Here is a 24,877-nt window from a genome sequence, read left to right as displayed (position 1 = left end):
CTCACCCGTCCGCCACTCGTCAGCCAGGAAGCAAGCTTCCTGCTGTTACCGTTCGACTTGCATGTATTAAGCCTGCCGCCAGCGTTCAATCTGAGCCATGATCAAACTCTTCACTTTAAATTAGTTGAAGTTTTTTCGGCTCTCTTTGAATGACTGTCTTTCTAATTGCTCTTAGATTTGACACTCAGCTTCTTCAAGAACCATTTTTTATTTCAGCTCATGAATTCAGCGAGTGCCCACACAGATTGTCTAGATTCGTTTTTAAAGAACTTTTTGTTTTTCGCTGTGCTCAGCGAGTGATGTGTATTTTACTTTTTCGAGAATTTTTGTCAACACACTTTTGTGATTTTTCGCAATTTTTTTTATTTTTTTGCTTGTTTGATTAAAAAACAAACAAAAACTTTCCCAAAACTTAAAAATACACCTTTATTTCATCTTATCAAGCTTTACTCTTTTTAATTTGAGGTTTTATTACATTTGGAAAAAGAAAATAAAACACACCATCAACGACAAAATGTTTCACCCATCTGACTGACCATAAAAAAGTCATCAAAATTACAGCTGTCACTACTGCCTTAACCTTTAATTCGTCTAAATCATGATTAAAGAAATCACTTATCCCTACTCTTTCCATAAACTCATAGGTTCTTCTTGAAAAAATAGTACCTAAGTAAAGCATGGTATTTCCCAATAAAGTACATAGAACACCAAATCTAAATGACACAGCAATGAAACAGCAGATAGCCCCCACTATAAAAAGTGTAAATCCGCTATAAATCATGAATATTTCAACGTTTTCAATCATTTTCATAAACCTTTTTCAATTTCAGGTATATTTTAAAAAAAATCTTATGAAATTTCTATTTTTACACTTAAAATACCCCTCATAATATTCAATTACATTATATGGGTTTATATCATGTTATTAAATTGGAACGCAGATCCGGTTATCTTTACCATACCGGTTATCAATCTTTCTTTAAGATGGTATGGATTATTTTTTGCTGTTGGTTTTCTGCTCGGATATTATTTTGCTAATACAGAATTCAAAAAAAGAAACATAAATACAAGCGGATTAGATATGTTGCTGTTATTTATGATTACAGGAACCCTCATTGGGGCAAGACTTGGACACTGTCTAGCATATGATCCTCAATACTATCTCTCCCATCCTATAGATATTCTTAAAATATGGCAGGGCGGTCTCGCAAGCCACGGAGGAGGATTAGGTCTAATACTTACGACCCTTCTGTATTGTAAAATCTATAAATACAAGTTTCTTAATCTTGCCGATATGCTCTGTATACCGACCGCATTTGTTGGAGGAATGATAAGAATTGGAAATTTCTTTAATTCCGAAATTTATGGCAAACCTACAAATGACAGCTACGGAATCATTTTTGAACGAATTGACAACATCGCTCGTCACCCCGTACAAATATATGAATCACTGTCTTATTTCTTAATAGCTCTTTTTCTTTATCTTGTTTACAGAAATTACCAAAATCGTGGCTCTGGCTTTATACTAAGTTTATTTTTAATATCAGTATTCATTGCAAGAATCATACTTGAGTATTTTAAGCCTGAACAGGCAAGTTATAGCATGACAGAAAGCTTGTTCACTGTAGGTCAGTATCTAAGTGTGCCTTTCATTTTATCAGGAATGATATTATGCGTTTTAAGTTTTAAATTACCTGCTCTAAAGGACAACAGTACCATAATTCTGAATGATACAAATACGAAGAAATAAAAATTACTTTTTATCAAATTTAAAAGCCATCACATTCGTTTGAATCTGATGGCTTTTTGTTTATTTTAATTTTCGTAATGTTTTCCTTTAACAAAACGCTTAATTATCCCTTTGTGTCCACCGAATACGAACGAACATAAATATATAGCACTCAACGAAATAATTATGGCAGGACTACATGGAACATTAAAATGAAAAGACATAACCAGCCCTACATATGAAGATATAAGCGCAAATATCACACTTATTGCAATAATATTTGATAACTTATAGCTCCAAAATTTAGCACTTGTTGCAGGAATAATCATAATACCCACAGACATTAATGTTCCTATTGCCTGAAAACTGCTTACTAAATTAAAAACAGCTAAAATCATAAAGCAAATGTGCACCCAAGTTCCCGATTTGCTTACAGATGCAAGAAAAAGAGGATCAACCGTATCTAAAATTAAAGGTCTAGAAATAAATGACAGCAGAACCAGTGTTACAGAAGTACACAACCCGAGCAGAAGAATAGTTTCCTTACCAACAGCAAAAATAGATCCAAAAAGAAAGTGAAGCAAATCAAGATTTGAGCCGTTTAATGAAATTATTAACACTCCCAACGCAAGACTGAACAGATAAAAAACAGCAAGATTACTCTCTTCACTGCTTTTACTCACTCTGGAAAATAGACTGGACATAATAATTACAACAATTCCAGCAACCATACCACCTATTGTCATAGCTGCAACAGAAAGGCCTGAAAACATGAAACCTACAGCTGCTCCAGGCAGTATTGCGTGTGAAATAGCATCACCACTTAAACTCATTCTTTTTAGTGTCAGAAAAACACCTATCAATGGTGAGCTGAAACAAAGACAAACCAAAGATACAAAAGCCTTCTGCATAAAATCATATGAAAGCAACGGATGTATCAGAAAATTATAAAGTTCATTAAACATAGTTATTTGTTACAAATATTTGCATCTTTATGAGGGTAAAAACTGTTATTAAAAGCTTTTTCCAAATTTTCCCTGTTTAAGACATCTTTGGTTAATCCATAAGCTACCAGTTCTCTGGATAAAACAGCCGTATAAACAAAATTTTCTCTAACCTGTTGAATATCATGCAGCACAGATACAACTGTTTTTCCAGCATCAATCCACATACGAACAATTTTTAACAATTCGACAATTGTTTTATAATCTATCGCGTTAAAAGGTTCATCAAGCAAGATAAGATCTGCATCCTGAATAATTAATCTGGCAAACAAAGCTCGCTGTATCTGCCCACCGCTAAGAGCTTTTAACGGTTCATCTGCCATTCCCTTTAATCCAACTTTATCCAAAGTTGTATTAACTAAATCCAAATCTTCATCATTCAGACTTGATAAAAAACCTTTTTTGTACAGTAATCCAGAAGCAACCAATTCCAATGTTGTCATTGGAAAGGTTTTATCTACTGTTGAGCTTTGCGGTAAATAAGCAATTTTATTTTTCTCTATGCCAATGGAAATGCTGCCCTCCATAGGTTTTATAAAGGACATGATTCCTTTTAGCAACGAAGACTTACCACAACCATTCGGTCCAACAATGGCAACAGACGCTCCTTTCTCAATATGCATATTCAAATGATGAATAACAGGATGTTTGTTATATCCAATAGTCAGATTATTAAATGTCAACATACTAAATAACGAGATAAATTAAAAAATAAAGAATTGAAAGTATTACAAAAACCAATGTTAATTTGGTCCAAATACCCCAAAGAAAAAAAGATCCCATCACCGTCTCCTTTTAACTTTTTAATTATACATTATTTAATTTCATGCACACTTTTACAATATCCAATCATAACTTATACTGAATAATGACAATTATTTTCGAAAAAGTACATAACAGCTTTTTTGTATACAGAAATAAAAAGAGTAAGTATAGGATCAAATTCTATCAAAACATATGAATTATTAAAACAAAGAAGACAACCACATGGGCTGTCTTCTTTAATATGGATAATAGTAATTACAGCAAAAAATTATTAGTTCTTACCACTTAAGAGAGAGGCAATCAACTTCTTGTTCTTGTCTCCGCTAGCTTCCTTGGCTTCTTCCTTAGGAGAACTCTTTTCCTGCTGAACTTCTTCAACCTTTGCTGCAGGCTTGCTGCTTGATACTTCAGTTGGCTTTATAGGGTTCTGAATCTGGCTTGGGCCACTTGGAATTGCACTGATACGTGAAAAACCTTCTGCTCTAGCCACAGCATAACCATTGCTCTTAGCAGCATCAACTAAATTATCATAATTTCTGTTTTCAGTTACAAAAGTTACCTGAGTATTGCCATCTTCAGCTGCTAATCTTGCAATCTTGAAAGCTAAACTGATGAATAATTCATTTTCAGTTTTATGAGGAATTTCAAGGAAATCGATGTCAACCTGCTGACTCTTGGCAATACTCATCAGATTCTTAACGACCTTGAAAGGAAGATTATCCTGATCTTCAGTTAATAAGAAAATACTGTCGTAACGATCAAGACCTTCACTAGGCAGTTCCTGATCTGCAAAATTAGGTAAAATTAAAATCTTATTTGACATATACTCACCGTCCCTAGACTTATATAATCAACTTTAAATGTACTTAGTACAATTCTATAGATTTTTTAATTTTTAATTAGTGATCAGTATCTAACTAACAACGATTTTTTCAAATATCAATACATTTTGTTCAGTATACAACCACATACTTTTCGACTTATCAGTCATAATATTTTATATTTCACGTGTCATTACATAAAAAAAGCCGTGTGAATCAAAATAGTATGAAAACACACGGCTTTTTATCAAAATAAAAAATTCTAATCTAGTCTTGATAAAAATTCTGCTATTCTTTCAGCCATCTGAGTTGCATTATTTCCGTCAATCACAAAATGCAGAGTCTGACCATATGAAGCTCTTAGAGTGGAAACCTGCATCATGCTTTTACCATCGACATAAGGAGAATTTTCTGAAGTATTTCTTATTTTTACCTTAACTTCAGGATCACTATTGCAAATTTTTACTAACGAAGCACAAGGTCTTACATGTAAACCATGTTTTCCATTTATTTCAATATCCATTTCCAAAGACATAACAGCCCCCCGAACGAACTAACCACCAATACCCTTGATTATATTCTATATTTCAACTTCAAAAAAAATAAAATAAGAACCTAAATATGTTACTTATAACCATGTTTTTTTAAAATTAATCGTGATTTGTCACTAAACAGATAATCTCTAAAACTATTGGTAGCTTTTATGTTTTTACTGTTTTTAAACGTCATATAATAATAATTTATCGGTTCATATTCTGTATCACTGAACAAACAGAAAGAACCATTTTTAGTCATCTTATTATCAACAACCATATTATAAGGTAAAAAGCCCAGCATAGCATATCCGTTGACTATAGAACTTAGAGCTGAATATTCATTATCACTATAAATAACTTTATTTTTTATCTTTGGATTCTTTTTTATATATAGTTCAATTATCTGCGATGCAGCAAAACCGGATACATTGTATTTAGGATTTGGCATTATAATTTTATTGTAAATATCCTTATTTAAAACATCACAGTCCTTATCAATTATTGATGTCACAGAAAATAAAGCCAAAGTGGTTTTGGTAAAATTACCATAACCTGTGCTATCACCTACACCGCTTGTAATATATCTGGCAGGAAATTTTTGATCATTTCCAAGAAAAATATCACACTTCATCTGATTATTAATGACAGAAGCATAAATCATACTTGACGAAGCATATGAAATATCAATTTTTCCGAGAGAATATACCTTTTTCAAATCTTCTAAATAATCATACAGTTGAGGAATAGCACAAACCTTTACGGCGTCATCTGCCATAACTTCGTTATTTTCTTCTGCAAAGCTGTTATTGGAGAACATAAAAGAAATTACCGTTCCCCCAACTAATCCCAAGAATTTATAAAAAAATCCAATTTTCATTAAATTATCCAAAAAAATAATGCAGTCCATATCAGAACTGCAAATATTCATATAATCAATTTAGTATTATCTTACTCAACATAAAAATTACGCAACATTGATATTTCCTTTGCATAACCATTCAAATCCTCCTGAGGAGTTTCCAGATAAAAAGGAAGTTTCTTCAAAAGAGGATTATTAATAACTGCAACAAGTGCTTCTAAACCGATTTGCCCAAAACCAATACATTCATGTCTGTCCTTATGGGCACTCATTGGGTTTTTACTGTCATTCAAATGAATGGCTTTAAGACGGTGAAGGCCTATAACATTATCAAATTCATCCAGAACATCATCAAGATGATTAACAATATCGTAACCACCTTCCCAAAGATGACAAGTGTCCAGACACACGCCCAACTTTTCGTTAAATCTGACCCCGTCAATAATATTTCTTATTTCCTGAAAATTTCTGCCAATTTCACTGCCTTTACCAGACATAGTCTCAAGAAGTACTTCTGTTTTTATTTCTGGAGTTATGATGGCATTTAAATGTTCTATAATCAGATGAATTCCTGTCTCAACCCCCTGTTGCACATGTGAACCAGGATGAAAATTATACATTCCTCCAGGAATCATATCCATAATACGCAAATCATCACTCATTATATTTCTAGCAAATTCCCGTAACCCTTCATCCTTAGCACAAGGATTTAGTGTATACGGAGCATGAGCAAGAACCTGAGAAATTTCATGTTCTTTACAGAATATCAAAAAGTCGTTTAAATCCTTTTGAGAAATATTCTTTGCTTTCCCGCCACGAGGATTTCTGGTGAAGAACTGAAATGTATTGGCATTGATGCTCAATGCTGTTTCAGCCATTGCCAGATATCCTTTAGCACATGATAAATGACATCCGATTTTCAACATATACGATTAGAATCTATTATTTGACTATAACCCCACCATCTTTGGATGGTGGGCATTCATTATTCTACGGTTACTGATTTTGCTAAATTACGAGGCTTATCTACGTCAGTCCCCTTAATAATAGCAACATAATATGCCAATAACTGTAAAATGACATTGTAAACAATTGGAGCTATCAGCTCGTCGACTTCATCGATTTCTGTGAATCTGATGTTTGGATCCTTTGTTAATCCAAGTTTAGGGGTACCAAACACGTACAAAATTCCTCTTCTGGCACTTACTTCTTCGATATTGGAACGAAGTTTAGCTAAAAGATCATTGTTTGGAGCAACAACTATCACAGGCATGTCAGCATCAATCAAAGCTATAGGACCGTGTTTAAGCTCTCCTGCAGCATATGCCTCTGCGTGTATATAGCTGATTTCCTTAAGTTTTAAAGCACCTTCCATTGCAATAGGATACATAGCTCCTCTTCCTAAAAACAAGGCGTTACGCTTGTTTACGAATTCTCTAGAAATCTCTTCAACCTTGCTATCTAAAGCTAAGGCCTTTTCAATTGAAGGTGCTAATTTACGCAGTGATGCAACATAACCACTTTCATCTTCGGAACTTATTGTACCTTTTACAACCCCTATTGAACCTACGAGTAAAAGCAGAGAAACAAGCTGAGTAGTAAAAGCTTTAGTAGATGCAACACAGATTTCACGTCCGGCTCTTGTCAGAAATACAAGCTCAGACTCCCTTACAAGCGAAGAACCGGGAACATTGCAAATACACAACGTGTGGGCGTATCCCTTCTGCTTTGCAATACGAACAGCTGCCAGAGTATCGGCAGTTTCACCAGACTGTGACAAAGTTACAAACAAAGTATTCTTCTGGGTGATGCTCTTTCTATATCTGAACTCTGATGCAATCTCAACATCAGTAGGGATTCCAGCCAAGGACTCAAACCATTCACGAGCCATAAGCCCGGCATGATAAGAAGTTCCGCAGGCAACAATCTTAACTCTTTCAATACTGCTGAAAACGTCTCTTGCATTTGTGCCGAAACATTCAACGACAAAATGTTCATCAGAAATTCTACCAGCTAAAGTGTCAGTAACAACTTTGGTCTGCTCGTAAATTTCTTTCTGCATAAAATGACGATATTCACCTTTTACAGCTTCATCATTTTCAATATTTACTTCATTAACAGCACGATTAACAACATTGCCGTTCTTATCGTAAATAACAATCTTAAAACGTGAAACATCAGCAATATCACCTTCTTCAAGGTAAATAAATCTATGAGTTATAGGAAAAAGAGCAACAGGATCTGAAGCGACAAAATTTTCACCTATTCCAAGACCAATCACAATTGGACTACCACTTCTGGCAGCAACAAGATGCTCTGGTTCATTCTTATCAATAACAACAGTACCGTATGCACCTTTTACATCTTTAATTGCACGCTTGGTTGCATTAAGAAGATTTCCTTCCTGTTCTAAATAAGAATTAACCAAAGCAACAAATACTTCGGTATCTGTTTCTGAGGTAAACTGATGACCTTTTTCTATAAGACGGTTCTTGATATCAATGTAATTCTCAATAATACCGTTATGCACTATGGCCAAAGGTCCTGCCACGTGAGGATGGGCATTATTAACTGAAGGTTTACCATGAGTCGCCCATCTTGTATGGGCAATTCCCAACCCGCCAGCTAAAGTCTTTTCTCCAACAGCCTTCACTAGTTCATTGACTTTTCCAAGACTTCTTATTCTCTGGATTTCGTTATTATAAACAACTGCTATACCTGCAGAATCATATCCGCGATATTCCAGCCTTCTCAAACCTTCCAATAAAATGTCAGAAACATCTCTCTGAGCTATCGCTCCTACAATTCCACACATAACATAGTCCTATCAATATTATTTTTTCTTTACAGGTCTCTTCCAACCTTTAATTGAACGCAAAGGTGCTCTGGTAATAACCAAATTATCTGCCTCAACGTTTTTGGTTACGGTTGTACCTGCGCCGATTGTTACATTATCCCCGATTTCAACAGGAGCCACAATCTGAGTATCAGAACCTACAAAAACATTGTTACCGATGACTGTCTTCCACTTATTGGCCCCATCATAGTTACAAGTTATTGTTCCTGCACCTATATTAACATTTTCCCCAATATCGCTGTCACCTAAATATGACAGATGTCCGGCCTTTGTTCCTTTCGCAATTTTGGATTTCTTAACTTCAACGAAATTGCCTACATGAACCTGATCCTCTAAAACACATCCCGGTCTGAAACGTGCGAAAGGCCCCAAAGTTGCGGATTTACCAATTTCGCTATCTTCAATAACAGTATAAGGACTAATCACTGAATCGTCGCCTACAGAACAGTTCTTCAACACGCATCCAGCGCCGATAACAACATTATTACCAAGTTTAACATTACCTTCAATAATCACGTTTGCATCTAAAGATGTGTTGGCACCAAATTCCAATGTACCCCTGAAGTCAACTCTTGAAGGATCCAGTAAAATCAGCCCTTCGGTCATATATTTCTTTGCAATTTTCAACTGATAATATCTTTCAGCCTCTGCAAGCTGGACTTTATTATTAATTCCTTCACATTCCTTGGAATTTTCTGAAACAGCTGAACTTACGGAAATGCCTTTCTGACAGGCAAGAGAAATTACGTCAGTCAGATAATATTCTCCCTGATTATTGTTGTTTTTAACCTGCTTAAGAAGTTCATTTAAAGATCTCCAGTCTCCTGCAATAACACCTGTATTGATTTCATTTATGAGCTTTTCTTCAGGAGTACAATCCTTATCTTCAACTATTGCAAGCACATTACCTGAAGAATCTCTCTTGATTCTTCCAAGCCCTTCAGGATGTTCAACTACAGAAGTAAGAACAGCAATCCCCTTGTCATCAAAGCTATTAACAAGATCTCTCAAAGTCTTACTTGTAATAAGAGGAATATCTGAAACCAGGATCAGTATTTTGCTGTCTGGATTACAGTTCGGTAAAGCCTGCATAACAGCATGCCCTGTACCTAAAAGCTCTTTCTGCATTACATAATCATAGTCGCCACCGATAGTATCTTTTACTATACTTCCACCAAATCCATAAACTATGTGAATTTTTTCAGGATTTAATTCTAAAGAATTATCAATAACGTGTTGCAAAATCTCTTTACCACCTACCTTATGTAAAACCTTAGGTAAATGAGAATGCATTCTAGAACCTTTTCCGGCGGCAAGTATAATTACTTCCAATGACATGCTTAAAATCTCTCTAAATTAAAAACAAAAATTTTTAACATTATAGACTAAACAATATGTTAGCTCTACATACAAAATTCTTAAAATTAAGACAGATATCCAATTACGGAAATTCTCTGAAAATAAAGAAACAGAGAAATATAAAAAAACTTTCCGTCTGTTGTTATCTGACAAACACATGAACGGAAAGTTTTTACAATTTGAATTAGCGATGACCGAATTTTCTGGTTAATTCCACTGCCTGAAGCTTTGACAAGGCTCGTGAAAGTTCTGCCAGAGCAGCTGAGTAATCCTGGTCTCTTGGACTCTTTGCAAGTTTTGCTTCTGCCTGCCTCTTTGATTCCAAAGCCAGAGATTCATCAATATCTTCACCACGAATGGCTGTATCTACCAGTACCGTCACGCTCTTTGGCTGAACTTCAAGAACACCACCATAAACGTTAACAAGCCTCTTGTCCCCCTGTTCTGTTGTATACACAACATTACTTGAGTTAATAGCTGTCAACAGAGGACTGTGTCCCGGTTTTATACCTATTCCGCCTTCCACACCTTCAACCTCAACATAGGCCACATAGTCAGAAAAAATGTATTTTTCAGCACTAACTATACGAAGGTGTACCAAAGGAACGGTAGGGCTTTTTTCTTCTTTTTGCTCTGCCATATGAACCTCTTAAATCAGTTACATGCTCTTGGCTTTTTCCATTGCCTCTTCGATAGTACCAACCATATAGAAGGCCTGTTCCGGTAAAGAGTCAACATCACCATTGATAATAGCACTGAAGCCTCTGATTGTATCCTTCAGAGGTACATACTTACCTTCTCTGCCTGTAAATACTTCAGCTACACTGAACGGCTGAGAAAGGAATCTTTCAATCTTTCTTGCTCTTGATACTACGAGCTTATCTTCTTCAGATAATTCATCCATACCAAGAATTGCTATTATGTCCTTAAGTTCCTTGTATCTCTGTAAAACAGTCTGTACTCCTCGTGCTGTTTCATAGTGTTCCTTGCCAACAACAAACGGATCGAGCTGTCTTGAAGTTGAATCCAGAGGATCAACTGCAGGATAAATACCTAAAGCAGCAATCTGACGAGAAAGAACAACTGTAGCATCAAGGTGAGCAAACGTTGTAGCAGGGCTTGGGTCAGTAAGGTCGTCAGCAGGTACGTATACAGCCTGAACAGAAGTGATTGAACCAGTCTTCGTTGAAGTAATACGTTCCTGTAAAGCCCCCATTTCTTCAGCAAGTGTCGGCTGATAACCTACAGCAGAAGGCATACGTCCAAGTAATGCGGATACTTCAGTACCAGCAAGAGTGTAACGATAAATATTATCAATAAATAACAATACATCCTTACCTTCATCACGGAACTTTTCTGCAACGGTAAGACCGGTTAAAGCTACACGTAATCTGTTTCCAGGAGGTTCATTCATCTGTCCATAAACCATTGATACCTTATCAAGAACGTTAGACTCCTTCATTTCAAAATAGAAGTCATTACCTTCACGTGTTCTTTCACCTACACCAGTAAAAACGGACAATCCTGAGTGAGCCTTGGCTATATTATTGATAAGCTCCATCATGTTTACGGTCTTACCAACACCTGCACCACCGAATAAACCAACTTTACCCCCCTTGGCAAAAGGACAGATCAAATCAATAACCTTAATACCAGTTTCAAGAATTTCGGTTGTATTTGACTGTTCTTCATAACTAGGAGCACTACGATGAATAACCCAACGCTCCTTCTCATTTATAGGACCAGCTTCATCTACTGGTTCACCGAGAACATTCATGATACGTCCCAAAGTCTCATGACCTACAGGAACCTTAATACCATCACCTGTATCAATAACCTCAGCACCTCGTTTCAAACCATCGGATGACCCCATGGTTATACAACGAGCAATACCACCACCGATCTGCTGCTGTACTTCCAGTATTAAACCTTTTGACTTACCTTCACTAACAACTTCAAGAGCGTTATAGATCTTTGGTATTTTATCCTGTGGAAACTCAACGTCCACTACAGCACCGATAATCTGTACAACGATACCTTTCGAAACGTTCTTATCTGTACTCATGTTAACCTCATAATTTCAATCTTTTATACAGCGGCAGCACCAGAAACAATTTCAGTAAGTTCCTGAGTAATGCCAGCCTGTCTTGCCTTGTTATATACCAACTGTAAGTCATCAACTAAACGCTCAGCGTTGTCAGTTGCAGCTTTCATGGCAACCATTCTTGCAGCCTGTTCTGAAGCAAGATTTTCAACCACACCCTGATAAACTACAGATTCAATATATCTCGAGAAAATGGTATTAAGCAGACTCTCGGCGTCAGGTTCATATATATAGTCCCAGTAATCATCTTTAACAGTACTATTTGCATTAGGCGTTAAAGGGATAATCTGCTCAATAACAGGGCTTTGAACCATGGTATTTACAAACTTGTTATATACGATATAAAGTCTGTCAATCTCACCGTTGTTATAAGCTTTAAGCATCAAACGAACGGAACCGATAAGATTTTCAACTTTTGGATCATCACCTATACCTGAAGCGTGAGCCAAAGTTTTTATACCGAATTTACTAAAAAAATTACAAGCTTTACTACCTAATAAAGCAACACTGCTTTCTACACCTTGTTCCTGATACTTCGATATCTGGGTTAGAACATTTTTAAATAAATTGATATTCAAACCGCCACAAAGACCACGGTCGGTGGATACAATGATATATCCAACATTCTTAATTGGTCTTTCGATAGTATAAGGATGCTTATACTCAAGATGAGCACGGGCAATGTGACCTATAAGCTTAAGCATAGCGCTGGTATAAGGTCTGCTGTGTTCCATTCTTTCCTGAGCTTTACGCATTTTTGAAGCAGCAACCATCTGCATGGCACTGGTAATTTTTTGCGTGTTTTTCACACTAAAAATTTTGCTTCTGACTTCCTTAGCACCTGGCATTACATGCTCCTCATTCAGTTACCTACTAAAAGGTCTGAGTTTCCTTAAACTTATTGAGAATATCAGTAAGTTTGCTAACCATCTCATCGTTATAATCAGGATTTGCATTAATATTCTTCATATCTTCTGCAAATTCAGACTGAGCATAACTTAACAGAGCTGATTCATATGCTGCAACCTTTTCCAGTTCAATATCTTCAATAAAACCCCTTTCAGCTGCAAACAACAAAATTGCCTGCTGAGCAACATCCAAAGGCTGATACTGCTTCTGCTTCATCAGTTCAGTTACCTTTTCACCATGATTCAGCTGCTTGCGAGTTGCTTCATCCAAATCACTTGAGAACTGAGAGAATGCTGCAAGCTCACGATACTGAGCCAAAGCAGTACGAATACCGCCTGACAGCTTCTTTATAAGCTTAGTTTGAGCAGCGCCACCTACACGAGATACGGAAATACCTGGATCTACCGCAGGTCTAATACCAGCATTAAATGACTGGGTAGTTAAGAATATCTGACCATCAGTAATTGAAATAACATTGGTAGGAACGAATGCAGACACGTCACCAGCCTGTGTTTCAATTATAGGAAGAGCTGTCAGTGAACCTGTCTTGCCCTTTACTGCGCCATTAGTTACCTTTTCTACGTATTCCGCATTAACTCTCGCAGCTCTTTCGAGTAAACGAGAATGTAAGTAGAATACGTCACCAGGATATGCTTCACGTCCAGGTGGACGGCGTAACAACAATGAAATCTGACGGTATGCGACAGCATGCTTTGACAGATCATCGTAAATAATCAAAGCGTCTTCACCATGATCTCTGAAATATTCCCCCATTGCACATCCTGCATAAGGAGCAATATACTGAAGAGCTGCTGTATCTGACGCAGATGCGGCTACTACAATAGTATTATCCAATGCACCATGTTCCTGAAGATTTCTTACAACATTTGCAATAGTTGAAGCCTTCTGACCAATAGCCACATAAATGCACTTAACACCATAATTCTTCTGATTGATAATGGTATCAACCGCAAGGGCAGTCTTACCTACCTGTCTGTCACCGATTATTAATTCACGCTGACCACGACCAATAGGAATCATTGAGTCAACAGACTTGTAACCAGTCTGAATTGGCTGAGAGACTGACTTTCTGGCAATAACCCCGGGAGCAATAACTTCTACAGGAGAGAACCCATCGTTGCTTACAGGCCCCTTACCATCGATAGGACGACCTAAAGCGTCAACTACTCGCCCCAATAAACCATTACCTACAGGAACTTCAAGTATACGGCCGGTACATTTAACCTTGTCACCTTCCTTAATCTCGGTGTAAGGCCCCATTACAATGGCACCTACACAATCACGTTCCAAATTTAAAGCCAGTCCGAATTTATTACCGGAAAACTCAAGCATTTCCCCCTGCATTACATCATTTATTCCGTGAATACGTACTATACCATCAGACACAGAAACAACTGTACCTTCAGATTTAGCTTCCGTAACCACTTCAAAATGCTCAATTCTTTCCTTTATCAGATTGGCAATTTCAATAGAATTCAGTTGCATACTAAAATTCCTTTTTAAGACAATAAGGAACTGGATAATTTACCCAGTTTTCCACTAATACTTTCATCTATCACTTTATCGTCGATTTTTAAAATCAGACCGCCAATGATTGATGGATCAACAGTGTTTACAACTTCAAATTTTTTATCATATTTTGTTTCGAGACGATTTTTAACCTTATCAAGATCTGCAGAAGACAACTTTCTGGCAGACACTACTTCTGCCTTTCCTAATTTCTTCAGTTCGTCATACATTTCCTGATATTGCTCGAAAATATCAGCTACCGCCTCAATGCGTTTATATTCCAGCAGGAGCTTGATAAAATTTTCTTGATTCTTATCAAGATGACCATCAAGAATCTTTCTTAGAAAATCCAGTTTATATTCATCTGTAAAACAGTTAGCAGACGACAAAACATCTGACATAACAGTTACCTGATTCAACATTGATAAAAATTCAAACCACTCATCTGTTCTGTTGTGTTCTTCTGCATAGGCAAATGCTGCTCTAGCATAAGGTCTGGCTACTGTTGCATAATCAGACATAACAACTCCTTAGATATGCTTTAAAATATCATCAACCATTGCTGATTCAGATTTTGCATCGATTTTGGTTTCGATAATTTTCTGAGCACCTTTAACAACAAGATTAGAAAGTTCTTTTCTGAGTTCTTCTTTTGCTCTGTTTTTTTCACTCAAAATTTCAGCTTCAGCTGACTTTATGATGGAAGCTTTTTCGTTTTTAGCCTCATCTGCAGCCTTATCAATGATCTGATCTCGTCTCTTATTAGCTGAATCAATTATTTCTACAGCCTGTTGCTTAGCTGTCTTAATAATATCTTCAGACTTAGCCTTGGATAACTCAATTTCCTGAACTGCTTTATTTGCACTTTCAAGACTCTTCTGAATTTCATTCTGTCTTTCAGATATTTTTTGTAAAATAACCGGCCATATTAATTTCATACAGATAAAGCAAAATATTGCAAAAGAAACCATCTGTACAATAAACGTCATATTGAAATTCATAATATGCCCCTCACCTATACGGCTTAATTATTTGGCTACAGCAAAAATTAAGTAAAGGCCAAGACCTGTTGCAATCATAGGAATAGCATCAACCAAGCCCATAACAATAAAGAACTGAGTTCTTAAAAGATTGATTAAATCAGGCTGTCTTGCTACACCTTCCATGTATTTACCACCTAAAATACCGATACCGATAGAAGCACCGATAGCTGCAAGACCGAACATTAAACCAGCTGCAATGTAAATATAATCCATTTAAATATCTCCTAAAGTGGAAACAAATTATTTTGCTACCGCAAAAATCAAATATAACCCCAAACCTGTTGCAATCATGGGAATAGCATCAACCAAGCCCATAACAATAAAGAACTGAGTTCTTAAAAGATTGATTAAATCAGGCTGTCTTGCTACACCTTCCATGTATTTACCGCCTAAAATACCGATGCCGATAGAAGCACCGATAGCTGCAAGACCGAACATTAAACCAGCCGCAATATAAATAAAATCCATAAATAAATCTCCATGCTACTCTTCAGCTGTTGATGCTGAAGCAAGGTATACTATAGTTAAGATCATGAAAATGAATGCCTGCAGGAAAATAATCAGGATATGGAAAAGAGCCCATACGAGATTAAGAATAGTACCTGACACTATACCTATAGGAAGAACACCATATAATAAAGACCCCAGGCATACCAGTAAGATAATAACAGCAGTACTAATAAGTCCCCATAATTTAGCCTTGTTTTCTTTATGCAAGAAAGCCAATGCTAAACATGCAGCCGCAAAAATCAAATCTACCAAATAGAATACGATTACGTTTTCCTCTGAACCGATATTGTACCAGTATGCATAGAACTGATAAGCTGACAGCAGTATTGCAATAAAGAATGCTACCAGATTGATGCTCTTGACTGCACTGTTATCCTTGGCAGTAAATCTCATAATAAGGAAAAGACATGCCAGAATCAGATTAAAAACAGCTACAGACAAGATAGATGAACTACTTGGATCAAAGGCAAAGAAGATAGTAATAAGAATAAAGATAGTTTCACCAGCATACATGTTGCCGAAAAGTCGTAAACCTAAAGAAACAGGTTTAGCCAAAAGTGAAACACCTTCAAGAAATATGTTTACAGGCGCAAGGAACCAGGTGTTAAACGGATGTAATGCATAATCACTTACAAAACCTTTAATACCTTTATATTTGAAGGTATACGCCAAAATGAGCAAAAATATGGTTACTGACATAGCCATTGTTATGTTTACATCAGCAGAAGGAACAACTCTTATGTATGGAATACCAATGCTCTTACATATATTAGGCAATAAATCCACTGGTAAAAGATCCAGTAAATTCATTGAAAACACCCACATAAAAACAGTAAGAGAAAGAGGAGCAATAAGTTTGTTCTGAACCTGGAATATGTCTTTTACAGACTGATTAACAAATTCAATTATCATTTCTATAGCTGTCAGAAATTTACCAGGAACTTTAGATTCTTTAGATTTTTTGACACCTACTCCGAAAAAACCGAGGATTATAAAACCTAACAAAATAGAAATTAAAGATGAATCAACATTGATAATGTTAGGATTAATTAATCCTTGAGGTTGCTCTGATTCATATGGAACACAAGTTGAAGTACCTAAATCAGAAAAATGACAATCTGTTGCATGTAATTCCTTGAGGCACTGTTCTGGTGATTTTTTCTGAGACAGACAGTTATTGTAATCACTTACACTGGTAACTTTCTTACTGTTCTGAACTATACCGGTTGTGTAATCTACCTGCAAAAATTGCAAATGATGATTTATATATTCAGTAATACCATTTTCTTGAGTGACTTTTGCTTCTTCATTTGCCATGATATTTTATTCCTGTTTAATCCGATAAGCATAAGTAACCACCGTAATATGCTGCATTACTATTTGCAAAAAAAATGCCAAAAAAAAGAAGACATGTTTTATCGGAATAAATTTAAGTATTATTGTACATATGGTAATCAGTGCAACATACTTGATAATAAATACAATTATGTAATTAAAGAAATCTGCTTCCGGAGTTTTCGAATGGGCATTTTTTCTAACTAGCCAAACATTGGAAAGAACATATACAAACAAGTACACAAAACTTCCCAATATTGATGATAAAAAAACCTTTGCTGTTCCATCAAAAAGGAAACATTCATTGAGTAGAAGACAGAGCAATGTGAAGATAACAGCAGTAAGGGTATTTGCATAACAGACCCTTTTGATTATCCGAAAAATCTCGCTGCTATCCATATCACAAAGCATTGACATATCCCAAAATAGATTTTTCTCTAACCACTATAAGTATAATTTAGTGCAAAAAATCTAAAAAATCAAATCTTAAAGGCCTATTAATTGCTTTATTTTAGTCAATTCTTCTTGGTTTTTGTATGTTAAAACAAATTTACCTTTATTATTGCCAGATCTGATGCATTTAACATTTAAATTAGAGAATCTCTGGGAAAAATTACTCTTCAGCTGTTCAAAGCTTTCATCAACCTCTGTTTCTTTTTTTTCTTTTGGATGAAGAATGTCCTTCACTAATTTTTCAGTCTCTCTTACGGTTAAGGCTTTCTGAACAACGGCAATAGCAGTATTTTCCTGAATTTCTCCTTCTAATGCCAAAAGAGCTCTTGCGTGCCCCATCTCCAAATCACCGGATCTTAGAAGATCCTTTGTTTTTGCAGATAAGGAATTCAATCTAAGAAGATTTGATATTGAAGATCTTGATTTTCCAAGAATTTCGGCGACATTCTCATGAGTAAGGTTGAGTTCATTTACTAAACGATTCAATCCCTCTGCCTCTTCAACTATATTCAAATCTTCTCTCTGAATATTTTCTATCAGAGAAATTATCATGGCATTTCTGTCAGATAATTCTTTTACAAGACACGGAACCTGAGAAAGTCCGGCAAGCTTAGCAGCCTGCCATCTTCTTTCACCGGCAATGATTTCGTAAACATGGTCACCTATTCTTCTAACAACTATCGGCTGGATCATTCCCTGATTTTTTATTGATTCAGAGAGCTCAAGCAAAGATTCCTGATCCATATCCTGTCTTGGCTGATATTTTCCTCTAGTCAGAAAATTAATATCCAGTTGCTGCAGTTCATTGCTAGAGTTATCAGCAATTTCTGTGCTTCTTAATATCGAATTATTGTTCTGAAGTAAAGAACCAAGACCTTTACCAAGTTTACCGCCCATTTGCTTATCCAATTAAATATTAGTTAATACTGTTATTCTTTTCCTGATTATTTAAAAATTCACCTGCCAGTGCTAAGTAAGCCTTTGCACCAAGACAAGACTTATCGTAATAAAGAGCAGGTTTTCCATAACTAGGAGCTTCAGCCAATTTGATATTTCTCGGAATAATAGTTTTATATATCTTATCTTTGAAATGCTCAATCAGGTCATCTGAAACTTCCGTAGCCAATCTAGCTCTACCATCAAACATTGTTCTTAAAATACCTTCAATTTTAAGTTTTTCATTTATATTTTCTTTAATCTGTTTAATGGTATCTGTAAGAGCAGATAAACCTTCAAGAGAAAAATACTCGCATTGCATTGGTACTATTATGGAATCAGCTGCACAAAGAGCATTAACAGTTAAGAGATTCAGTGCAGGAGGACAGTCAATAAAAATAAAGTCGTATCTGTTTTTAATTTCGTCTAAAGCTTTTTTTAAACGACTTTCTCTTGCATAAAAATTCATTAAACCTACTTCTGCTGCTGTCAAATCACTATTAGTAGGAATAATATGATATCCACCTGTTGTTTCAGTCAGAATTTCATCTTCAGCTTTTGTTCCTTCCATCAGAATGTTGTATACATTCTTTTCAATATCAAACTTAGAAATACCACTGGCCATGGTGGCATTTCCCTGAGGATCCAAATCTACCAGAAGGATCTTTTTCTGGGTAGCTAAAGATGCTGAAAGGTTAACACAAGTTGTTGTTTTGCCAACACCACCTTTCTGATTGGCAAAAGCAATTATCTTACCCATTATTTTTTCCTATAACAATTAAGTGTCTTTCACCTAGAATTTGTGGAACTTTTAATTTATTAATATTTATAATTTTATATTCATCACTTATTTCTGACAGTTCAGCTGTATCTATCTGACCTTTTAGTGCTAAAAATAAAGTATCCTGATCTGCCATATTTCCACAAAGAGATAGCATATCTTTTAGAGACGCAAAAGCGCGACTCAGTATACCATCAAAGTGTACTGGATTTGCTTGACTATTCTCAAAGTTTTCACATCTCCCAAGAATAGGAAATATATTTTTTATATTAAATTCCCTTTTTACCTGCTTGATAAAGTTAACTCGTTTACTTTGACTGTCGAGCAGATAAAAATTTTTATCAGGATTAATTATGGCAAGCGGAATTCCTGGTAATCCGGGCCCGGTTCCTACATCAATGAAAGTACTGCCCTTCAGATATTCTGATACGACAATGGAATCTATCAAATGTTTATCAACCATCTGTTCCACATCTCTTATTGACGTAAGATTATAGGTTTTATTCCACTTATCCATAAGTCTGATGAAATTAAGCAGAAGAGCTTTCTGTTCTTCTGTTATTTCAATCCCTGTAAACTTTAAACCTTTTTCAAGCTTTTCTTCTAGTCTAGACATCTATAATCCTAATTATTTTTGATACCTAAAAGCCCCATTTTCTTTAAATGAACTAAAAGAATAGAAATGGCTGCCGGCGTGATACCAGATATTCTGGATGCCTTACCTATAGTTTCAGGTTTAAAATCATTAAGTTTAAATATAACTTCCTTTGAAAGACCTGGAATCTGATTGTAATCGAAATCTAAAGGAAGATAAGTATTTTCGTTCTTCTTCTGTTTATCAATTTCTTCTTGCTGATGTTCAATGTAGCCTTCATACTTAACCTGAATTTCAACTTGTGATGCTGCCTGTTCATTTTTGGCTATAGGCTCGAGTTCAGCTGTTTTCATCATACTTTCAAATGTAATTTCAGGTCTTCTTAGAATTTCCAATAAAGACTGTTCTTTACTTATAGGTGTTCTTAGAATATTGTTGAGTTTGTTGGCTATAACATTACCAGGTCCAATCCATGTATCTTTTAAGCGTTGTTTTTCTTTTTCGATCATTTCTATTTTATCTTCAAAGAATTTCCAACGAACATCATCTACAAGTCCAAGCTCTCTTCCTTTTGGAGTAAGTCTGATATCAGCATTATCCTCTCTTAAAAGAAGTCTGTATTCAGCTCTGCTGGTGAACATTCTGTATGGTTCGTTTGTTCCTAAAGTACATAAATCGTCCATCAGAACGCCAACATAGGCTTCATCTCTCTTTGGACACCATGGTTCCTTTCCTTGTACCCTTAGTCCTGCATTGATGCCTGCAAGCATACCTTGAGCAGCAGCTTCTTCATATCCGGTTGTACCATTGATCTGACCAGCAAAGAAAAGATTCTTAATGCATTTGTTCTCCATATTTTCTTTAAGATCTCTTGGATCAAAGAAATCATATTCAATGGCATAAGCAGGTCTTACCAATACTGCATTTTCAAGACCTTCCATTGAATGAACCATGTCAACCTGAACATCAAAAGGTAAACTAGTAGAAATACCATTTGGATATAGTTCATTAGTGTATAAACTTTCTGGTTCAATAAAGATCTGATGAGATGTTTTATCAGGATACCTCATGATTTTGTCTTCAATTGAAGGACAGTATCTAGGTCCGACACTATGTATTACCCCTGAATACAATGGACTTCTGTCTAAATTTTTCCTGATTATGTCATGGGTTTTTTCATTAGTATGTGTAATATGACAGCAGACCTGCTCAGGATGATCTTCTGGTTTACTTAAATATGAAAAAACAGGAACAATAGCATCCGGTAGCTGTTTCTGCATTTTTTCAAAATTTACGGTACGTTTATCAATGCGACATGGTGTACCTGTTTTTAAACGTCCCATGCGTAAATTCAATTCATGTAAACGTTGAGATAAAGCTATGCTTGCCTGATCTCCGGCTCTTCCTCCGGAATAATGTTCTAAACCTATGTGTATTAAACCATTTAAGAAAGTTCCATTACAAAGAACTACAGCTTTAGAACGGATTTTGATGTTAGCCTGGGTTATTACGCCAGCAACAGTATCTCCTTCCATTAATAAATCAGTACACGGTTGTTGGAATAAAGAAAGATTTGGATAATTCTCCAAAATTTTTCTCATTTCGATTTTATATAGGACTCTATCAGTTTGAGCTCTTGTTGCTCTTACTGCTGGACCTTTAGATGAATTTAATGTCCTAAACTGTATGCCTGCTAAGTCTACTGCTCTAGCTGTTACTCCACCTAAGGCGTCTATTTCTTTAATAAGATGACCTTTACCTAAACCACCGAAAGCTGGATTACAGGACATTTGTCCTAAAGTTTCCAAATTATGAGTTAGTAGTAAGGTTTTTAACCCCATTCTTGCACTTGCTGTACATGCTTCGATGCCTGCATGGCCACCACCAACAACTATAACATCGAAAGTTTCATGGTAAAACATAAACGCCTCTTTGAATTTTTTGAAGGTTTTTGAAAGTTGAATGCATTTTAATGTTTTTTGACTTTTTAGTCATTTTTTAGAGTGAGTTTTTTGATTTTTTGTTTCTCTCTTTATTTTTCTTTTATTAATAATTAATTTTTTTTTGTTCTTCTATTGTGAACCTTTTCTTGTGATTAACTGTTGTATTTCTTTATTTTTCAATGGTTGTATGGATTTTTAACTTTGGTAAATTCACCTTATTTTTTGTGATAATAGCTTGTGTCTGATTTTTAATAATTTGATTTGTTGAAAAAGATCTTTAATTTGTCCACATGTTTATAAAGTCTATTATCCCCATTTTGATTACAAGTATCAAATACTGTGAATTTTTTGTTTATTAACATAGCGTAAAAAATGTAAAAAGCACCATATTTCAATGCGTGTACTGTGCTTATGTTGAGTTAAATGATTTGATAATATGTTAATAACAGTGTCTATTATATATGACTTTTGGTTAGTTAATAGTGATTTTTTTTATTTTTAGCCATTCGATTTTTAACAGTTTTTTTATGAAAATATTTTCTTTACACTTTTGATGTGTTTTATTGTGGAGATCTGTTATTAAGCATTGTTTTTTAGTTGTTGCTGCTCAGTGGATATTTTTGCTGTCTGATTCATGTAAGTTCATCTGTGTTTAACTTTCTGTTTTTATATGTGATTGTATTCATTTGCATAATTGTATTGGAAAAGTTCTAAATAGCGAATGATACTGGTTTTATCAGGCAAAATAAGTGTGTAAGGTTAAGAATAGCAGTCATTGATAGGCTGTTAGGAGGATTAAACAGATTGAAGGTTGGTTAAATAAGACAACGTGATGATTGATATGTTCCATGGAAGAATGAAGGTATGAAAATTTTTAACCTAAACTCCGCACACCCTAGTGTATAACTAGGGTAAATCTCATCACAAATCCATTAAATATTACACTTTTACCCCTGTTTTTTAAGAAATTCTCTTTACTTATTCTTATTACGGGTGTAACACAGTCTATAATATATTTAATGGACTATTCATATGGCAGACTCAACAGACATCAAGTGGAATTTCTCAAGTTATACAGATAAAAAAGGCAGAACCTACATTATTTCTTACTACAATAAATGGGATTCGATAAAAAAACAGTCCCGTGTTGCCCAACGTGTTCATGTAGGCAGACTTAATTCCGATACAGGAGAGGTTTCACTGGGAAAAACCTATCTTGAACTGCATCCGGAATACACTGGTTGTTCTGTCTTTTATGAAGACAACCGACTTGTTATCAGGTCAGCTGAAGAAGCTTTGTCCATCAGACAGGAGGCAGATATTGATTTATCCTGGAGATGTGACTGCATCTCATTCGGTCTGACCTATTCCCTGTGGGAAATGGCAAAACGGCATGGAATAATAAGTTCATTAAAGTCCGTGTTTGGAGAAGACGGTCTTGATCTTCTGAGGCTTGGTATTTATGAACTGTGTTCTCACTCCATGGCCATGCATAACTATGAAGACTGGCTTTCAATGTATTATCTTCCTGACGCCCAACCTTTATCAGGTCAGAAAATCAGCAGGCTTCTGGCCACGGTTACTCAGGAAAAAATTGATGATTATTTTACATTACGCCATTCAAGGCTTACCGAACTTCATCAGCAGAAAAAGGAATATGCCAATAAGAAAGGGCTGTATGTGCCGCCCATGATGATGGCCATGGATTCAACCAGTATCAGCACCTACTCAAAAACGATCGATGATGCGGCATTCGGTCATGCCAAGCAGGATGACTTTCTCAAACAGGTTAATCTGACTTTATGTGTAGATTATGCGTCCGGCGATGTCTGTTACGCATATGAATCAGAAGGCTCAGTTAACGACATGACCATATTCCCGGATATTCTTATGCGGATGAGGAACATGGGGATGGATCTGTCCGATATTTTAGTAGTTACCGACCGCGGGTATTCTTCTGTCATGAACGTTCAGAAACAGATTAACGTTCAAATAAAATTTCTAACAGGCGTAAAGCTTACCGAGGATTCCGTAAAAGCAAAGATCGACCGATATAAGGAAAGCCTGAACAACCCCGTTTTCATGAAAGGAGTCCTGGGAGTTTATGCCAGAACCGGTGAGGTTGAAAAATGGAGTTCTACCTGCGAAGGCTATACCATAGACCACGATGTCTATCTCCATCTTTATCACTCAGGAACCTTGGGTGAACAGGAAAATGTTAACTTCATGCGTGATGTGCAGAGACTTTTAGACATCCAAAACAATAAATTAAAAACGGATCGGAATTTATGGCAGAGATATTCAAAATACATAGAACAGGACAAGAAAACAAAGACCTGGTATCTGAAAGCCGATGCTGTGGAAAAGGCCTGTCGTTACAATGGATATTTTGCTTTAAGAACCAATGAAATATCAGATCCGTTTGATGCTCTCGTCGTATACAGAGAAAGGAATATTGTAGAAGTTGCTTTTAAACAGTTTAAGGTTTTGAACGGAGGTGAACGCCTCTACGCAACAGGTTCAACATATAAGGGAAAAATATTCATTCACCTTCTGGCTCAGACATTGAGGATGATGATGTGCGTCACCGCTGCAGGACATAAAGCCGAGGGAAAAGTACTCCCTGGAGAATCATTGGAAAAGGCAATGATACAGCTTAAAAAGCTTCAGGCTACCAAAGCCCCGGGAATAGGTTCTTACATAACAAAAGAGATCCCTAAAAAAACCAGAGATCTCTTCGACTTATTTGGCATACCTTACCCTAAGAAGCACATCAAAAATTAGAAACTATGATCTGCGGAGTTAGGG

At 35.9% G+C, this 24,877-nt stretch carries 24 protein-coding genes and 1 rRNA gene; 2 read left to right on the top strand and 23 right to left on the bottom strand.

Annotated features, from left to right (window positions below):
* Together BMY80_RS08805 and BMY80_RS08800 are read right to left on the bottom strand one after the other, a co-directional pair.
* Nucleotides 1-117 (bottom strand): 16S ribosomal RNA (locus tag BMY80_RS08805); the annotation flags it as partial.
* A 322-nt stretch (nt 118-439) separates the two neighbouring features.
* On the bottom strand, nt 440-805 hold the full coding sequence (locus tag BMY80_RS08800; RefSeq protein WP_093142892.1) for a hypothetical protein: 366 nt from the start codon (nt 803-805) through the stop codon (nt 440-442).
* A gap of 114 nt (nt 806-919) precedes the next feature.
* Between BMY80_RS08800 and lgt the strand changes: the two genes are divergently transcribed.
* Nucleotides 920-1,750, top strand: a complete 831-nt coding sequence (gene lgt, locus BMY80_RS08795; RefSeq protein WP_093142890.1) for a prolipoprotein diacylglyceryl transferase — start codon at nt 920-922, stop codon at nt 1,748-1,750.
* A gap of 65 nt (nt 1,751-1,815) precedes the next feature.
* Here the strand turns inward: lgt and BMY80_RS08790 are convergent, their stop codons facing one another.
* From BMY80_RS08790 to mnmG, 21 genes are all read right to left on the bottom strand, one after another.
* Complete coding sequence (locus BMY80_RS08790) at nt 1,816-2,694, bottom strand: metal ABC transporter permease (protein WP_031579920.1); 879 nt, start codon at nt 2,692-2,694, stop codon at nt 1,816-1,818.
* A gap of 2 nt (nt 2,695-2,696) precedes the next feature.
* On the bottom strand, nt 2,697-3,419 hold the full coding sequence (locus BMY80_RS08785) for a metal ABC transporter ATP-binding protein (RefSeq protein ID WP_093142887.1): 723 nt from the start codon (nt 3,417-3,419) through the stop codon (nt 2,697-2,699).
* A gap of 350 nt (nt 3,420-3,769) precedes the next feature.
* Nucleotides 3,770-4,321: a hypothetical protein gene (locus BMY80_RS08780; RefSeq protein WP_031579917.1), complete on the bottom strand. Its 552-nt coding sequence runs from the start codon at nt 4,319-4,321 to the stop codon at nt 3,770-3,772.
* A 260-nt stretch (nt 4,322-4,581) separates the two neighbouring features.
* On the bottom strand, nt 4,582-4,854 hold the full coding sequence (locus tag BMY80_RS08775) for an HPr family phosphocarrier protein (protein WP_031579916.1): 273 nt from the start codon (nt 4,852-4,854) through the stop codon (nt 4,582-4,584).
* 89 nt (nt 4,855-4,943) lie between these two features.
* Entirely contained in the window at nt 4,944-5,732 is a 789-nt protein-coding gene (gene modA, locus BMY80_RS08770) for a molybdate ABC transporter substrate-binding protein (RefSeq protein ID WP_177178547.1), read from the bottom strand.
* Nucleotides 5,733-5,803: 71 nt separating this feature from the next.
* A complete protein-coding gene (locus tag BMY80_RS08765) occupies nt 5,804-6,640 on the bottom strand; it encodes a deoxyribonuclease IV (RefSeq protein ID WP_093142882.1) in 837 nt (278 codons plus the stop codon).
* Nucleotides 6,641-6,699: 59 nt separating this feature from the next.
* Complete coding sequence (gene glmS / locus BMY80_RS08760) at nt 6,700-8,529, bottom strand: glutamine--fructose-6-phosphate transaminase (isomerizing) (RefSeq protein ID WP_093142880.1); 1,830 nt, start codon at nt 8,527-8,529, stop codon at nt 6,700-6,702.
* An 18-nt stretch (nt 8,530-8,547) separates the two neighbouring features.
* Nucleotides 8,548-9,909: a bifunctional UDP-N-acetylglucosamine diphosphorylase/glucosamine-1-phosphate N-acetyltransferase GlmU gene (gene glmU, locus BMY80_RS08755; RefSeq protein WP_031579912.1), complete on the bottom strand. Its 1,362-nt coding sequence runs from the start codon at nt 9,907-9,909 to the stop codon at nt 8,548-8,550.
* A 205-nt stretch (nt 9,910-10,114) separates the two neighbouring features.
* The gene (locus tag BMY80_RS08750) at nt 10,115-10,570 is read right to left on the bottom strand and encodes a F0F1 ATP synthase subunit epsilon (protein ID WP_051622013.1); all 456 of its coding nucleotides are present in this window, start codon (nt 10,568-10,570) and stop codon (nt 10,115-10,117) included.
* Nucleotides 10,571-10,588: 18 nt separating this feature from the next.
* Nucleotides 10,589-11,995 carry a F0F1 ATP synthase subunit beta gene (gene atpD, locus BMY80_RS08745; protein ID WP_031579910.1) on the bottom strand — a complete coding sequence of 469 codons (1,407 nt, stop codon included), beginning with the start codon at nt 11,993-11,995 and terminating at the stop codon, nt 10,589-10,591.
* A gap of 23 nt (nt 11,996-12,018) precedes the next feature.
* Nucleotides 12,019-12,882, bottom strand: coding sequence for a F0F1 ATP synthase subunit gamma (gene atpG / locus BMY80_RS08740; RefSeq protein ID WP_093142877.1), 864 nt, complete (start codon nt 12,880-12,882; stop codon nt 12,019-12,021).
* Between the two features lie 25 nt (nt 12,883-12,907).
* A complete protein-coding gene (atpA, locus tag BMY80_RS08735; protein WP_031579908.1) occupies nt 12,908-14,449 on the bottom strand; it encodes a F0F1 ATP synthase subunit alpha in 1,542 nt (513 codons plus the stop codon).
* A 14-nt stretch (nt 14,450-14,463) separates the two neighbouring features.
* Nucleotides 14,464-14,994 (bottom strand): F0F1 ATP synthase subunit delta, encoded by a 531-nt coding sequence (locus tag BMY80_RS08730; RefSeq protein WP_031579907.1) that lies wholly within the window; start codon nt 14,992-14,994, stop codon nt 14,464-14,466.
* 9 nt (nt 14,995-15,003) lie between these two features.
* Complete coding sequence (locus BMY80_RS08725; protein ID WP_093142874.1) at nt 15,004-15,474, bottom strand: F0F1 ATP synthase subunit B; 471 nt, start codon at nt 15,472-15,474, stop codon at nt 15,004-15,006.
* 27 nt (nt 15,475-15,501) lie between these two features.
* The gene (atpE, locus tag BMY80_RS08720; RefSeq protein ID WP_031579905.1) at nt 15,502-15,729 is read right to left on the bottom strand and encodes a F0F1 ATP synthase subunit C; all 228 of its coding nucleotides are present in this window, start codon (nt 15,727-15,729) and stop codon (nt 15,502-15,504) included.
* Between the two features lie 27 nt (nt 15,730-15,756).
* The gene (gene atpE, locus BMY80_RS08715; protein ID WP_031579886.1) at nt 15,757-15,984 is read right to left on the bottom strand and encodes a F0F1 ATP synthase subunit C; all 228 of its coding nucleotides are present in this window, start codon (nt 15,982-15,984) and stop codon (nt 15,757-15,759) included.
* 15 nt (nt 15,985-15,999) lie between these two features.
* Nucleotides 16,000-17,343 (bottom strand): F0F1 ATP synthase subunit A, encoded by a 1,344-nt coding sequence (gene atpB, locus BMY80_RS08710; protein WP_425441299.1) that lies wholly within the window; start codon nt 17,341-17,343, stop codon nt 16,000-16,002.
* A 504-nt stretch (nt 17,344-17,847) separates the two neighbouring features.
* Nucleotides 17,848-18,711 (bottom strand): ParB/RepB/Spo0J family partition protein, encoded by an 864-nt coding sequence (locus BMY80_RS08700; protein WP_093142869.1) that lies wholly within the window; start codon nt 18,709-18,711, stop codon nt 17,848-17,850.
* A gap of 19 nt (nt 18,712-18,730) precedes the next feature.
* Nucleotides 18,731-19,510, bottom strand: a complete 780-nt coding sequence (locus tag BMY80_RS08695) for a ParA family protein (RefSeq protein WP_031579882.1) — start codon at nt 19,508-19,510, stop codon at nt 18,731-18,733.
* Complete coding sequence (gene rsmG / locus BMY80_RS08690; RefSeq protein ID WP_093142867.1) at nt 19,503-20,147, bottom strand: 16S rRNA (guanine(527)-N(7))-methyltransferase RsmG; 645 nt, start codon at nt 20,145-20,147, stop codon at nt 19,503-19,505. Before rsmG ends, BMY80_RS08695 begins: the two co-directional genes overlap by 8 nt.
* Before the next feature lie 8 nt (nt 20,148-20,155).
* Nucleotides 20,156-22,048 carry a tRNA uridine-5-carboxymethylaminomethyl(34) synthesis enzyme MnmG gene (gene mnmG, locus BMY80_RS08685; protein ID WP_093142864.1) on the bottom strand — a complete coding sequence of 631 codons (1,893 nt, stop codon included), beginning with the start codon at nt 22,046-22,048 and terminating at the stop codon, nt 20,156-20,158.
* 1,053 nt (nt 22,049-23,101) lie between these two features.
* On the opposite strand from mnmG, the gene BMY80_RS08680 reads away from it, so the two are divergent.
* Nucleotides 23,102-24,853: an IS1634 family transposase gene (locus tag BMY80_RS08680; protein ID WP_093142360.1), complete on the top strand. Its 1,752-nt coding sequence runs from the start codon at nt 23,102-23,104 to the stop codon at nt 24,851-24,853.
* Nucleotides 24,854-24,877 lie beyond the last annotated feature (24 nt).

The sequence above is a fragment of the Ruminobacter amylophilus genome, assembly GCF_900115655.1.
Taxonomy (GTDB): Bacteria; Pseudomonadota; Gammaproteobacteria; order Enterobacterales; family Succinivibrionaceae; genus Ruminobacter; species Ruminobacter amylophilus.
The sequence above is the reverse complement of the archived record's forward strand: the minus strand, read 5'-3'. Positions and strand labels throughout refer to the sequence as shown.